This is a genomic window from Ideonella sp., from assembly GCF_041918995.1.
Taxonomy (GTDB): domain Bacteria; phylum Pseudomonadota; class Gammaproteobacteria; order Burkholderiales; family Burkholderiaceae_C; genus Ideonella.
Window position 1 is genome coordinate 1 of sequence record NZ_JAYRUN010000015.1, and the last position, 12,192, is coordinate 12,192.

Here is a 12,192-nt window from a genome sequence, read left to right on the forward strand (position 1 = left end):
CCGCGCGGTCCGCACCGGATTGCACGTCTTTGCAAACGCGAATGAGTCGCACTACAATGCTTCGCACACACGGATAGCCAGCCTCCGCCAGCCCACCGCCGTCTGACACGCCCCCGGGGCCGCCCGCATGCGCCAAGCGCCTGCCTGCGCGGCCCCGGGCCGTTTCCGGTTGTCGACAGAAGCTGCGCCATGCCCGTGGGCCTTGCCCCGTCTTCCACCCCCCGCCCTCCGGCCTGGCTGGCCGGGCGGCGCCGCGGCTTGCCGCCGGCCGCACGCCACGCGCTGGTGGCGGGCGTGTGCCTGGCGCACCTGGGTGGCGCGTGGGCGCTGCTGCAGGTGTCCGCGGTGCGCCAGGCCGTGGCGGAGGTGGCTCCGCTGATGGTCGACCTGGTGGCCCCGCCGCCCCCTGCGCCACCGCCACCGCCGCCGCCGCCGCGCCCGGCCGCGCCGCCGCCGCCGCCGCGCGCCACGCCGGCACCGCCACTGCCCGCCCCGCTCGTCACCGCCCCGCCCGTGGCCGACGCGCCCCCGGCGGCGTTCACGGTGCCACCGCCCCCGCCGGCGCCCGTGGTGGCCGAGGCGCCGCCCGCGCCGCCCGCCGCACCGGCGCCTGCCGCCCCGCCCGCACCCCGGCTGGTGCCCGTCAGCGCGGTGAGCTACCTGGAGCCGCCGCAGCCGGTCTACCCGCGCGCCTCGCGCCGCCTGCGCGAGCAGGGCGAGGTGCTGCTGCGCGTGGAGGTGGGCACCGACGGCCGCGCCAGCCAGGTGCGGGTGCACCGCAGCTCGGGATCGCCCCGCCTGGACGAGGCCGCGCTGGTGGCCGTGCGCGCCGCGCGCTTTCGCCCCTATGCCGAGAACGGTGTGCCGCTCGCCGTGTGGACCACCGTGCCCATCGCCTTCGAACTCGAGAACTGAAGAGCCCTGTTGCCATGACCGACCCCTCCACCTCCCTGGGCCTGGCCCACTTCCTGGGCCAGAGCGACGCCGTGGGCAAGACGCTGCTGGTTGTGCTGCTGGCCATGTCCGTGGCCTCCTGGGTGCTCATCGCCACCAAGGGCCTGATGCAGTTCCTGCGCAAGCGCCGCTCGGCGCAGTTCCTGCACTTCTTCTGGAACGCGCGCTCGCTCGACGAGGTGCAGGCCGAGATCGCCACGCACGGCGTGCACGAGCCCTTCGCGCACCTGAGCGCCCATGCCATGCACGCCAAGGCGCACCATGCGCGCCACGCCGGGCAGGGCGCCGCCAAGCTCGCGGAGGCCGGCAGCGAACAGGAGTTCCTCACCCGCACCATCAAGAAGGTGCTCGACGAGGAGACCATGCAGCTGGAGAGCGGCCTCACCCTGCTGGCCACCATCGGCGCCACCGCGCCCTTCGTGGGCCTGTTCGGCACGGTCTGGGGCGTGTACCACGCGCTCGTGGCCATCGGCATGAGCGGCGCGGGCACGCTGGACAAGGTGGCCGGCCCGGTAGGCGAGGCGCTCATCATGACCGGGCTGGGGCTGGCCGTGGCCATCCCGGCGGTCATGGCCTACAACTGGCTCACGCGCGCCAACCGGGTGCTCACCGCGCAACTCGACGCCTTCGCGTTCGAGCTCATGAGCTTCCTCACCTACGGCGAGACGCTGGCCGCCGGCGCGCCGCGCGGGGATGCGCCCGCCGTGCGCCCGCTGGCGCCCGCGGCCCGGCCGGCGGCGGCCTGAAGGGAGCCGCGCCATGGCCTTCGCCAGCTTCAACGCCCAGCGCACCGCCGCGCCGGTGGGCGAGATCAACATGGTCCCGCTCATCGACGTGATGCTCGTGCTGCTGGTGATCTTCATCGTCACCGCGCCGCTGCTCACCCACGCGGTGAAGATCGACCTGCCCCAGGCGAGCGCGCAGCCCAACGTGCTCCAGCCCGAGAAGATCGACTTCGCCATCGATGCCGCGGGGCAGCGCTTCTGGAATGGCGAGCCCGTCACCCGCGAGGACGCGGCGCAGCGCTTCGCCGCCGCCGGCCGTCTGCAGCCCGTGCCCGAGGTGCACCTGCGTGCCGACGAGGCGTCGGCCTACCGCGCGGTGGCCGAGACCCTGGCCGACGCCTCGCGCGCCGGCGTCACCCGCATCGGCTTCGTCAGCCAGCCCGAGACCGCCGGGCGCTGACGCCCGTCACCGGATCCGCCCCTGATCCGACCCTGCCCCGCCGCACGGGGAAGGGCGAGCCGCGCCTTCGCGCGCCCTCCACACCAGACCACGCAGACCACGAGGAGAACCCATGTCCCAGCCCACCCCCGTCCGCCCGGCCGTGAAGGCCCCCTGGAGCCTGCGCGCCGCCACGCTCGCGCTGGCCGTCGGCAGTGCCCACGCGCAGACGGCTCCCGAGGCACCGGCCACGCCGACGCCCGACACCACGCTGCCCACCATCAAGGCCACGGCCACCGCCGAGCGCGACAACACGCGCGTCCACGCGGGCGGCAAGTTCGAGACCGATGTGCGCGACGTGCCGCAGTCCATCACCGTGGTGGACCGCCGCCTGCTCGACAGCCAGGCCGCCACCTCGCTGAAGGAGGCCCTGCGCAACGTGCCGGGCATCACGCTCGGCGCCGGCGAGGGCGGCGTCATCGGCGACAACATCAACCTGCGCGGCTTCTCGGCGCGCACCGACGTGTACCTGGACGGCCTGCGCGACCGCGGCCAGTACACGCGCGATGTCTTCGCGCTGGACGCGGTGGAGGTGCTCAAGGGCCCGTCGTCGATGCTGTTCGGCCGCGGCTCCACGGGCGGCGTGATCAACCAGGTGAGCAAGCAGCCGCGCTTGCGTGACGGCGGCGAGGTGGCCGTCACCGGCGGCACCGACGACACCTGGCGCGCCACCGCCGACCTCAACCGCCGCACGGGTGAGACGTCCGCCCTGCGCGTCGCCGCGTTCGGCCAGTCGCAGCACTCCACGCGTGACGTGGTGGAGAACGAGGGCCATGGGGTCGCGCCGGGCTGGCGCTGGGGCATCGGCACGGCCACCGAGTTCACGGTGTCCGCCCTGCTGCAGCGCACCCACGAGATCCCCGACTACGGCTTCCCGCTGCTGCGCGGCAGCGCCACCGACCCCGTGCGCCAGCCCATCGATGCCCCGGCGAACGCCTACTACGGCTACACCGACGACGTGTTCGACCAGGAGGTGAACGTGCTCACCGCCGGCTGGCAGCAGCGCCTGGGCGCCGACACCACGCTGCGCGCGCGCCTGCTGGCCGGCGAGAACCGCACCGACGCGCGCGCCAACCCGCTGGGCTCGGTGGTGCGCGACGACGGCGGCGTGCCCACGCGCAGCGACGACCTGGACCGCCTGTCCGCCGCGCGCAGCACGCGCGACCGCGAGATCCGCGACACCTCGCTCATCGGCCAGCTCGACCTGACCACCCGCCTGCAGGCGGCCGGCATGGCCCACCAGCTCACCGGCGGCCTGGAGCTGGCGCGCGAGCGCAGCCGTGATCGCCGCTACGTGTGGAACACGCCGGCCGAGGACGCACTGATCAACCTGGGCCAGCCGGTGTACCGCGCCATGACCGGCGAGCGCGCGCTCACCCGCACCGTCACCACCACCGCCGACACGCTGGCCGTGTACGCCAACGACACCGTGAGCCTCACGCCGCAGTGGAAGCTGGTGGCCGGCGTGCGCGGCGAGCGTTTCGAGGTCAGCTCCGACCTGGTCAAGCACACGCTGCCGCCCGGCTTCCCGGCCGACACCACCGAGCCCGCCGCGCCGAAGTCCGAGACGCTGTGGAGCCCGCGCGCCGGCGTGCTGTGGCAGCCCAGCGCGAGCCAGACCTGGTACGCCTCGTATGGCACTTCGTTCAACCCCTCGGCCGAGGCGGTGAGCCAGAGCGCCAGCACCGCGCAGCTGGGCGCCGAGAAGAACCGCTCGTTCGAGCTCGGGGCCAAGCTGGAGCTGTGGGACGGTGAGCTCAGCCTCACCGGCGCGCTGTTCCGCGTGGAGAAGACCAACCCGCGCACCACCGACGCCACCGGCACGCAGGTGACCGAAGGCCTGATCCGCATGGATGGCCTGGAGCTCGGCCTCACCGGCCGCCTCTCGCCCACCTGGCAGGTGTTCGCCGGCTACACGTTCCTGGACGGCCGCATCGTGGAATCGCCCCAGGTGGGCAGCGGTGCCGATGCCGGCATCGCCGCCGAGGGCAAGGCCGCCCCCAACGCGCCGCGCCACAACGCCACGCTGTGGACGACCTGGCGCGTGGCGCCGCAGTGGGAGCTGGGCGGCGGCGCGCAGTTCGCCAGCGAACGCTGGCTGAACAACTACGAGACGGCCAAGGTCGAGGGCTACACCCGCTTCGACCTGACGGCGGCCTACCTCGCCAAGTCGTGGGAGCTGCGCCTGAACCTGCAGAACCTGACCGACGAGACCTACTTCGAGGCCAGCAGCGCCGGCCGGGCCACGCCCGTGCGTGGCCGCACGGCCCTGCTCACCGGCACCGTGCGGTTCTGACGGAGCGCCCGCGATGATCGTCCAGATCCCGGACGTGCTGGGCGCCGACGAGCTCGCGCACTTCCGCCAGGTGCTGCAGGCTGCCCCGTGGGTGGATGGCCTGGTCACCGCCGGCCACCAGGGCGCGGCCGTCAAGCGCAACCGCCAGCTGCCCGAAGACTCGCCGGCCGCCCGGGCGCTGGGCGAGCATGTGCTCGCCGCGCTGGAGCGCCATCCGCTGTTCATCAGCGCGGCGCTGCCGGCGCGCGTGTACCCGCCCATGTTCAACCGCTACGAGGGCGGCGAGACCTTCGGCACGCACGTGGACAACGCGGTGCGCCTGCTGCCGGGCGGCGGCGGTGCACAGATCCGCACCGATGTGTCGGCCACCCTGTTCCTGGCCGAGCCCGAGAGCTACGACGGCGGCGAGCTGCTCATCGAGGACACCTTCGGTGCGCATGCGGTGAAGCTGCCCGCGGGCCACCTGGTGCTCTACCCCTCGTCCAGCCTGCACCGCGTGGAGCCGGTGACGCGCGGCGTGCGGCTGGCGTCGTTCCTCTGGGTGCAGAGCCTGGTGGCCGACGTCAGCGAGCGGGCGCTGCTGTTCGACCTGGACACGTCCATCCAGCGCCTGGCGGCCACGGGGGCGGACGAGGCCGCGCGGCTGCAGCTCACCGGCGTGTACCACAACCTGCTGCGGCGATGGGCGCGCCCGTGAACCCGGCCGTGCAGCCCGCCGCCGCGGCGCAGCAGCGGGCGCGCTGGCTCAAGGCCATCCTGCCCTGGCACTGGGTGAGTTCGGCGCTCACGCTCGCCGGCTTGCTGGCCTTCGCCGTCACCGGCATCACGCTCAACCATGCCGGCGCCATCGAGTCGCGTGCCGTGGTGCGCTCGGGCACGGCCCAGCTCACGCCCGAGCAGCAGGCGCTGCTGCGCCGCCATGCGCCGCCGGGTGACGCCGCCCGTGCGCCGCTGCCCGAGGCGCTGCGCACCGCCCTGCGCGCCCAGGGCGTGGTCGAGGGGCCGGCGAGCGCCCTGGCCGAGTGGAGCGCCGACGAGGTCTACCTGCCGCTGCCGCGCCCGGGCGGCGACGCCTGGCTGCGCATCGACCGCGCCACCGGCGAGCTGGAGTGGGAAGACGCCGACCGCGGCCTCGTCGCCTGGCTCAACGACCTGCACAAGGCGCGCCACACCGGCGTGCTGTGGACCGTGTTCATCGACATCTTCGCCGCCGCCTGCGTGCTGGCGTCGGCCACCGGCCTGTTGCTGCTGGCGCTGCACGCGCGACGCCGGCCGAGCACCTGGCCGCTGGTGGCTGCCGGCCTGGTGCTGCCCGCGCTGCTGGCGGTCGTCGCCATCCACTGACCCTCCACTCCGAAAGGCCCCTCCATGCCCATCCGATATGCCATGCCGCTCGGTGCCGCACTGGCGCTGGCGCCGCCGCTCGCGCAGGCGGCCGAGCTCAGCCTGCAACTGGAGATCCCCCGCCTGGCCGTGGCCGAGTACCACGTGCCCTACGTGGCCATGTGGCTGCAGCGGGCCGGCGAGCCCGCGGTGGTCGGCCACCTCGCTGTCTGGTACGACCTGAAGAAGAAGGACAACGCCGGCGCCAAGTGGCTGCGCGACATGCGCCAGTGGTGGCGCCAGGGGGGCCGCGACGCCCGCATGCCGATGGACGGCGTGAGCGGCGCCACGCGCGCCCCCGGCGAGCACACCGTCCAGCTCGGCGGCGCCAAGGCCCTGGCCACGCTGCCGGCCGGCGATTACGAGCTCGTCGTCGAGGCCGCGCGCGAGGGCGGCGGCCGCGAGGTGCTGCGCCTGCCGCTGAAGTGGCCGCCGGCCGCCCCGGCCCAGGCCCGCGCCCAGGGCGAACACGAGCTGGGTGCCCTCACGTTGCACGCCCGACCCTGAAGGAGAACCCATGCGCCTCTGCCTGATCGCGCTGGCCCTGGCCACCACCGCCCTGGCCGCCCACGCCCACCACCCCTGGCTGCTGCCCACCCACTCGGTGGTGGACGACAAGGACGGCCAGGTCGCCGTCGATGCGGCCGCCAGCGAGGACCTCTTCGAGTTCGACACGCGCGGCCTCGTGCTGGATGGCCTGGTCGTCACCGGGCCGGACGGCCAGCGGGTGGAGCCCGGCGCGGTGAACGCCGCGTCCCGCCACCGCACCAGCGTGGCCCTCACCCTGCCCCGGCCGGGCACCTACCGCATCGCCAACGTGAGCCAGGGCGTGATGGCCAGCTACCGCGTCCAGGGCGAGACGCAGCGCTTCCGCGGCACCGCCGAGGCGTGGGAGACGGCCCGGCCCGCGGCCGCCGAGGACGTGCGTGTGACGCACACCGCCAGCCGCATCGAGACCTTCGTCGCCCGCGAGCGGCCGGGCGGCCAGCCGGTCGTGCCCACCGGCGCAGGCCTGGAGCTGGTCCCGCTGGACCCGCCGGTGGACCTGAGCGACGGCGACCGCACGCGCTTTCGCCTGCTGCTGGACGGCCAGCCGCTGGCCGACGCCGCGGTGAGCCTGCTGCGCGGCGGCAACCGCTACCGCTACAAGATGGGCGAGCAGACGCTGCGCACCGACGCGCGCGGCGAGTTCGGCATCACCTGGGCGGAGCCGGGCCGCTACTGGCTGGGCGTGAACCACAGCGTGCCCGCGCCTGGCGCCACCGAGCCCCGCACGCCGCCGCTGCGCCGCGCCAGCTACGCCGCCACCTTCGAGGTGCGCCCGCGTTGAACGGTGCCGCTCCCTGGGTGCTGGTGCCGCCGGTGCTGCCGCTGGCGGCGCCGCCGGCCGGCCGGCCGGTGGGCGCACTCGCCGGCACGGCCTTGGGCACGGCGTGGCGGCTGCGCTGGGTGCCGCCGCTTGGCCATGGGTGCGATGACGACATCGCGCGCCTGCGCGCGGTGGTGGACGCGGTGCTCGCGCGCATCGACGCGCAGATGAGCCACTGGCGCGAGGACTCGCTGCTCAGCGCCTTCGGCCGCCTGCCGCCCGGCGAAGCGATGGCGCTGCCGCCGGACTTCGCCACCACGCTGCGCATCGCCTGCCAGGTGGCCGCGCTGAGCGACGGCGCCTTCGACCCCACGCTGGACGAGGCGGTGCGCGCGTGGGGCTTCGGCCCGGCGGCGGGCACGTCGCCCGATGCACCGGTGCCGCACGTGGCCGGCCCGCCGCGCACGGGGGGCTGGCGTGCGCTGCGCTGCGAGGGCGGCCGGGTGTCTCAGCCCGGCGGCGTGCGGCTGGACCTCTCGGCCGTCGCCAAGGGCCATGCGGTGGACGCCGTGGCCGACGCCCTGGCGGCGGCGGGCATCGGCCACTTCCTGTTCGAGCTGGGCGGTGAGCTGCGCGCGCGCGGCCTCAAGCCCGGCGCCCAGCCCTGGTGGGTGGGGGTGGAGCGGCCGCCCGAGGCCGCCTGCCTGCCCGAGCTGCGCATCGCGCTCGTCGATGGTGCCGTGGCCAGCTCGGGCGACTGGCGGCAGCGGCGCCGCCTGGGCGACCGCTGGCTCAGCCACACGCTGGACCCGCGCACCGGCGCGCCGGTCGACCACGCGCTGTCGGCCGTCACCGTGTGCCATGCCCAGGCCGCCTGGGCCGACGCGCTGGCCACCGCGCTGTGCGTGCTCGGCCCGCAGGCGGGCACCGACTGGGCCGAGGCCCACGAGGTGGCGGCGTGGTTCGTGGCGCGCACGCCCGACGGCGGCTGGCGTGAATGGCCCAGCACGGCGCTGGCGCGCTGGCTGGCGGATTGACCCGCGCCGCGGCCTGAGCGCCTCAGGGGGCGCTCAGGCGGTAGCTGCTGAGAGCCTCGGTGCTTTCGTACTCGCGCCAGCCACCGGCCGGAATGACCAGGCGGTCACGGGCCACCCGCCCCACGCCCGGCACGTACCACTCGTGGATGACCGACTCCACCTCGGGCTCGTAGATCTCGCCGGTGGCGGGGTTGACGAGGCCGCGGCGGTACGTGCTGGTGACGAGGTAGGCGCCCTCGAACCGGCCGGCCGGCGTGGTGACGGGCCCGCTCTGCTCCACCACCGCCTCGGCCTGGGTCTGCAGCGTCTCCGCGAGCCCGTCGCCGTCGACGTCGATGCCGCTGTCGGCGGATTCATCCAGCTGCGTCCAGCGGTCGCCCGCGCGCAGCGGCAGCTTCAGCATGAGGAAGGTGCTGGCGGACTGCTCGTCGATCGGTGCCTCGTCGTTCGCCAGGCGCCACACCGCCGTGTCCGTGTGCACGTACCGCCGCACGAGGGTGCTGGCGCCGAAGCGATCGGCGACCACGTGCGCGGTGTCGCCGTCCACGAGATCGGTGCCGGTGACCTCGTAGGTGCGCGTGCCGGTCTCGCTCATGCTGCTGGTGAACTGGGCGGACCACTGGCTGTCCACGGCCAGCGGGAAGGGGTCGCTGCCCGACGGTGGGGTGTCCTCGTCGGCACCGCCGCAGGCGCCCAGGCCCAGCAGCAGGGCGATGGCGGCGGCGGTGTGCGTGCGAATGCGCATGGAGCTCTCCCTGAAGAAGCGGGGATGCTCGCACGCCCTCCGGCGCGGCCGCACCCCTACGATGCCGGGGCTGCGCCGGCGCGCCGGGGCGGCGCCACGGGCGGGACCCGGCGCCGCTCCTGCGCCACCCAGTCGTCCACCACCTGCTCCAGCAGGTCCAGCGGCACGGGCCCGGTGTCCAGCACGGCCATGTGGAAGCGGCGCAGGTCGAAACGCGCGCCGAGGGCCGCGCGGGCCTTGTCCCGCAGGGCGTCGAAGCGCAGCTTGCCCACCATGTAGCCCAGGGCCTGGCCGGGGTCGGCGGTGTAGCGGTCGATCTCCGCCGCCACGTAGTCCGGTGCGTCGCCGCTGTGCTCGACGATGTAGTCGATGGCCTGCTGGCGGGTCCAGCCCAGCGCGTGCAGGCCTGTGTCCACCACCAGGCGCATGGCGCGGAAGGCCTGGGCCTGCAGGTGGCCGAAGCGGTCCAGGGGGTCGGTGAACAGGCCCAGCTGCGGACCCAGCGTCTCGGCGTACAGGGCCCAGCCTTCGCCGTAGGCCACGAACCAGGCGCTGCGGCGGAAGGGCGGCAGGCCGGGCAGCTCGCGCGCCCGGGCCGACTGCAGGTGGTGGCCCGGCACCGTCTCGTGCGCCACCAGGGTCTGCATGGCCCAGGTGGGCCGGCGCTGGTAGGCCTGGATGTTGGCGTTGTACCAGCCGCCCCGGCTGCCATCGAGCGGCGGCGCGGTGTAGTTGTCGGCCACGCCCGGCCCGGCGAAGGCCGGAATGGGGCGGATGCCGTAGGGTGAGCGCGGCAGCTCCGCGAACAGGCGTGGCAGCTCGGGGTCGATGCGCTTGGCAATGTCGCGGTACGCGGCCAGCATGGCCTCGGGGCTGGCGTGGAAGTAGCGCGGATCGGTGCGCAGGTGGGTGGTGAACTCCTTCAGGCTGCCCGAGAAGCCGACCTCGCGCATCACCCCCTGCATCTCGCCCTGCAGGCGTGCCAGCTCGGCGCGGCCGATGGCGTGGATCTCGCGCGGGCTCAGCGACGTGGTGGTGTGGTGGCGGGCCAGCGCGGCGTACAGGCGGTCGCCGTCGGGGCGTCGGGTGAGGCCGCCTTCCTCGGGCGCGAGTGGCCACAGCTCGTCGCGCACGGCGTCACGCAGGCGCGCCAGCGAGGGCAGCACGTGCGCGGCGATGGCCTCGCGGCCGCGCGCCTGCAGGGCGTCGCGCCGCGCCGCCGGCCAGGTGACGGGCAGCCGGGTGAACGGCTCGAAGAAGGGGCCGTCGCCCGGCGGCGGCTTGAGCTGACCGTCGAGCTGGTCGAGCACGCGCTGCAGCACCGGCCGCGGCGCCGCCCAGCCCTGCTTCGCCGCGGCGCGCAGCAGCACGATCTCCTCATCGACGCGGCGGGGAAACGCGGCCAGGCGCTGCAGCAGCTGCTCCACCTGTGCCGGCTCGTCCACGGGCGAGTTGCGCAGCAGCCCGGCCAACGCCTGCTGGAAGCCGAAGCCCGGCTTCAGGCTCTGGCGGCGGAAGCCGTCGAAGGCCTGCAGCTCCACCTCGCGCTGCAGCTGGTGGATGAACACCTCGCGCGAGAGCCGGTCGGTGTCGGACAGGCCGCCGGGTGGGATCGCCCGGGCGCGGGCCAGCCACGCCCGGGCCGCGGCGTCGCGCTCGGCCAGCGCGGCGGGCGACATGTCCGACAGGCGGTCGCCGTGGCGGTGGTCGCCGCGGAAGGTGGCCCACTCGGGCGCCATGCGGGCGCTGGCTTCCCATTGCTCGTCGAACAGGGCGTGCAGGTCGCGCGCGGCGGCGGTGGCGGACGCGGCGGGCCCGGCGAGCGGGATGGGCGGCGGAGGCGACGCGGCCAGCGCGGCAGCGCACGACGTGATGAGGGTGGCGGCGAGCAGGCAGGGGCGGCACAGGCGCATGGGGGCATCTCGGGCGGTGGGGTGGCACGCCGCCCGAGGCGTCAGCGCAGGTGCACCAGATAGCGCCAACCTGCCGCCGCGCCGGGCTGCAGCGGAGGCAGCGGATGATCGGCGCGGACGCCGCCGTTGGCCTCGATGACCCGCTGCGAGGCGGGGTTGTCGGCATCGGTGCGGATGTCCACCCAGGGCAGCCCGAGCGCGCGTGCCTCGGCCAGCATGCCGGCCAGCGCCTGGGTGGCGAAGCCACGGCGGCGCTTCCACGGCACCACCGAGTAGCCGATGTGGCCCAGGCAGTGCGGCGGCAGCTCGGCTGTGCCGGGCTGCCAGCGCAGGTTGATGCTGCCGGCGAAGCGGTCGTCCTCCTCGTCCCACATCCAGCGCCGGAAGCCGGGCAGGCGGGGCACCTGGCGGCCATCGCCCAAGGTGACCGGCGGGCCCTTGGCCTGCGGGTCGTCCAGGCTGGCCAGGAAGCCCGCGGGGTCCGCGGCGATCCAGGCCAGCTCCTCGCGCGCGGCGTCGGCGCCGCGCACGGTGTCGGCCGACCACCCGCGCTGCAGGGCGTTGGCGTAGCTGGGCAGGTGGGTGGGCAGCGGACGGACGAGCAGCATGGCGGCATGCTGCCACGGGCGCCGCACGCCGCCCATCGGGCCGGGCCCCGAATGCGACCGATTCGCGCTACGACCGGCACAGCGCGGGTATCGCCGCGCCCGGCCCGCCGGCCCACAATGGGGGTTGCCCCGACCATGCAAAGAAGGAGAAGGCCATGCAAGGCGACCCCACGGTGATCGCGTACCTCAACGCGCAGTTGAAGCTCGAGCTCACGGCGATCAACCAGTACTTCCTGCATGCGCGCATGCACAAGAACTGGGGCCTGGCCCGCCTGGCCAAGCACGAGTACGAGGAGTCGATCGAGGAGATGAAGCACGCCGACCGCCTGATCGAGCGTGTGCTCATGCTGGACGGCCTGCCCAACCTGCAGGACCTGGGCAAGCTGTGGATCGGCGAGAACGCCATCGAGACGCTGCACTGCGACCTCAAGGTGGAATACGCCTCGCAGGCGCACCTGCGCGAGGCCATCGCCTACTGCGAGTCGGTGCGCGACTATGTCTCCCGCGAGCTGCTGGAGGACATCCTCGAGGACACCGAGGAGCACATCGACCACATCGAGACGGAGATCGGCCTGATCGCCCAGATGGGCGAGGCGAACTGGCTGCAGTCGCAGGCCTACGGCAAGGACGGCAGCTGAAGCAGGCCGCCCGGCGCTGAATACCCAGGGCGCCACGGCGCCCATTTGACGCCGCTCAATTGCGAATGAGTCGCATCTTGATTAT

Annotated in this window: 13 protein-coding genes; 10 read left to right on the top strand and 3 right to left on the bottom strand. The window is 74.4% G+C overall.

Annotation, left to right across the window (positions count from 1 at the left end):
- Nucleotides 1–189 precede the first annotated feature (189 nt).
- The 9 genes from ACE3UN_RS14125 (at nucleotide 190) to ACE3UN_RS14165 (ending at nucleotide 8,203) form a co-directional block, all read left to right on the top strand.
- Nucleotides 190–915, top strand: a complete 726-nt coding sequence (locus ACE3UN_RS14125) for an energy transducer TonB (protein ID WP_374675607.1) — start codon at nucleotides 190–192, stop codon at nucleotides 913–915.
- A gap of 14 nt (nucleotides 916–929) precedes the next feature.
- Nucleotides 930–1,700, top strand: coding sequence for a MotA/TolQ/ExbB proton channel family protein (locus ACE3UN_RS14130; protein ID WP_374675608.1), 771 nt, complete (start codon nucleotides 930–932; stop codon nucleotides 1,698–1,700).
- A gap of 13 nt (nucleotides 1,701–1,713) precedes the next feature.
- Nucleotides 1,714–2,139: an ExbD/TolR family protein gene (locus ACE3UN_RS14135; protein ID WP_374675609.1), complete on the top strand. Its 426-nt coding sequence runs from the start codon at nucleotides 1,714–1,716 to the stop codon at nucleotides 2,137–2,139.
- 112 nt (nucleotides 2,140–2,251) lie between these two features.
- Nucleotides 2,252–4,474 (top strand): TonB-dependent receptor, encoded by a 2,223-nt coding sequence (locus ACE3UN_RS14140; protein WP_374675610.1) that lies wholly within the window; start codon nucleotides 2,252–2,254, stop codon nucleotides 4,472–4,474.
- 13 nt (nucleotides 4,475–4,487) lie between these two features.
- On the top strand, nucleotides 4,488–5,171 hold the full coding sequence (locus ACE3UN_RS14145) for a Fe2+-dependent dioxygenase (RefSeq protein ID WP_374675611.1): 684 nt from the start codon (nucleotides 4,488–4,490) through the stop codon (nucleotides 5,169–5,171).
- On the top strand, nucleotides 5,156–5,818 hold the full coding sequence (locus tag ACE3UN_RS14150) for a PepSY-associated TM helix domain-containing protein (RefSeq protein ID WP_374675612.1): 663 nt from the start codon (nucleotides 5,156–5,158) through the stop codon (nucleotides 5,816–5,818). The genes ACE3UN_RS14145 and ACE3UN_RS14150 overlap by 16 nt, the downstream gene beginning before the upstream one ends.
- A gap of 24 nt (nucleotides 5,819–5,842) precedes the next feature.
- The gene (locus tag ACE3UN_RS14155) at nucleotides 5,843–6,364 is read left to right on the top strand and encodes a DUF2271 domain-containing protein (protein ID WP_374675613.1); all 522 of its coding nucleotides are present in this window, start codon (nucleotides 5,843–5,845) and stop codon (nucleotides 6,362–6,364) included.
- A gap of 10 nt (nucleotides 6,365–6,374) precedes the next feature.
- A complete protein-coding gene (locus tag ACE3UN_RS14160) occupies nucleotides 6,375–7,187 on the top strand; it encodes a DUF4198 domain-containing protein (RefSeq protein WP_374675614.1) in 813 nt (270 codons plus the stop codon).
- Complete coding sequence (locus tag ACE3UN_RS14165) at nucleotides 7,184–8,203, top strand: FAD:protein FMN transferase (protein WP_374675615.1); 1,020 nt, start codon at nucleotides 7,184–7,186, stop codon at nucleotides 8,201–8,203. Before ACE3UN_RS14160 ends, ACE3UN_RS14165 begins: the two co-directional genes overlap by 4 nt.
- 22 nt (nucleotides 8,204–8,225) lie before the next feature.
- On the opposite strand, the gene ACE3UN_RS14170 is transcribed toward ACE3UN_RS14165, so the two are convergent.
- From ACE3UN_RS14170 to ACE3UN_RS14180, 3 genes are read right to left on the bottom strand one after another with little or no spacing between them, the layout of a single operon-like run.
- Nucleotides 8,226–8,948: a hypothetical protein gene (locus tag ACE3UN_RS14170; protein ID WP_374675616.1), complete on the bottom strand. Its 723-nt coding sequence runs from the start codon at nucleotides 8,946–8,948 to the stop codon at nucleotides 8,226–8,228.
- Nucleotides 8,949–9,004: 56 nt separating this feature from the next.
- Nucleotides 9,005–10,861 carry a DUF885 family protein gene (locus ACE3UN_RS14175; protein ID WP_374675617.1) on the bottom strand — a complete coding sequence of 619 codons (1,857 nt, stop codon included), beginning with the start codon at nucleotides 10,859–10,861 and terminating at the stop codon, nucleotides 9,005–9,007.
- A 41-nt stretch (nucleotides 10,862–10,902) separates the two neighbouring features.
- The gene (locus ACE3UN_RS14180) at nucleotides 10,903–11,469 is read right to left on the bottom strand and encodes a GNAT family N-acetyltransferase (protein ID WP_374675618.1); all 567 of its coding nucleotides are present in this window, start codon (nucleotides 11,467–11,469) and stop codon (nucleotides 10,903–10,905) included.
- Nucleotides 11,470–11,624: 155 nt separating this feature from the next.
- Here ACE3UN_RS14180 and bfr point away from each other — a divergent pair, with 155 nt between their 5' ends.
- Entirely contained in the window at nucleotides 11,625–12,107 is a 483-nt protein-coding gene (bfr, locus tag ACE3UN_RS14185; RefSeq protein WP_374675619.1) for a bacterioferritin, read from the top strand.
- The last annotated feature ends 85 nt before the right edge of the window (nucleotides 12,108–12,192 follow it).

Coding starts and splice junctions, on each gene's coding strand:
- ACE3UN_RS14145 (WP_374675611.1), top strand. CDS start 4,488: ATGATCGTCCAGATCCCGGACGTGCTGGGCGCCGACGAGCTCGCGCAC.
- ACE3UN_RS14130 (WP_374675608.1), top strand. CDS start 930: ATGACCGACCCCTCCACCTCCCTGGGCCTGGCCCACTTCCTGGGCCAG.
- ACE3UN_RS14180 (WP_374675618.1), bottom strand. CDS start 11,469: ATGCTGCTCGTCCGTCCGCTGCCCACCCACCTGCCCAGCTACGCCAAC.
- ACE3UN_RS14155 (WP_374675613.1), top strand. CDS start 5,843: ATGCCCATCCGATATGCCATGCCGCTCGGTGCCGCACTGGCGCTGGCG.
- ACE3UN_RS14175 (WP_374675617.1), bottom strand. CDS start 10,861: ATGCGCCTGTGCCGCCCCTGCCTGCTCGCCGCCACCCTCATCACGTCG.
- ACE3UN_RS14135 (WP_374675609.1), top strand. CDS start 1,714: ATGGCCTTCGCCAGCTTCAACGCCCAGCGCACCGCCGCGCCGGTGGGC.
- ACE3UN_RS14170 (WP_374675616.1), bottom strand. CDS start 8,948: ATGCGCATTCGCACGCACACCGCCGCCGCCATCGCCCTGCTGCTGGGC.
- ACE3UN_RS14140 (WP_374675610.1), top strand. CDS start 2,252: ATGTCCCAGCCCACCCCCGTCCGCCCGGCCGTGAAGGCCCCCTGGAGC.
- ACE3UN_RS14125 (WP_374675607.1), top strand. CDS start 190: ATGCCCGTGGGCCTTGCCCCGTCTTCCACCCCCCGCCCTCCGGCCTGG.
- ACE3UN_RS14160 (WP_374675614.1), top strand. CDS start 6,375: ATGCGCCTCTGCCTGATCGCGCTGGCCCTGGCCACCACCGCCCTGGCC.
- ACE3UN_RS14150 (WP_374675612.1), top strand. CDS start 5,156: ATGGGCGCGCCCGTGAACCCGGCCGTGCAGCCCGCCGCCGCGGCGCAG.
- bfr (WP_374675619.1), top strand. CDS start 11,625: ATGCAAGGCGACCCCACGGTGATCGCGTACCTCAACGCGCAGTTGAAG.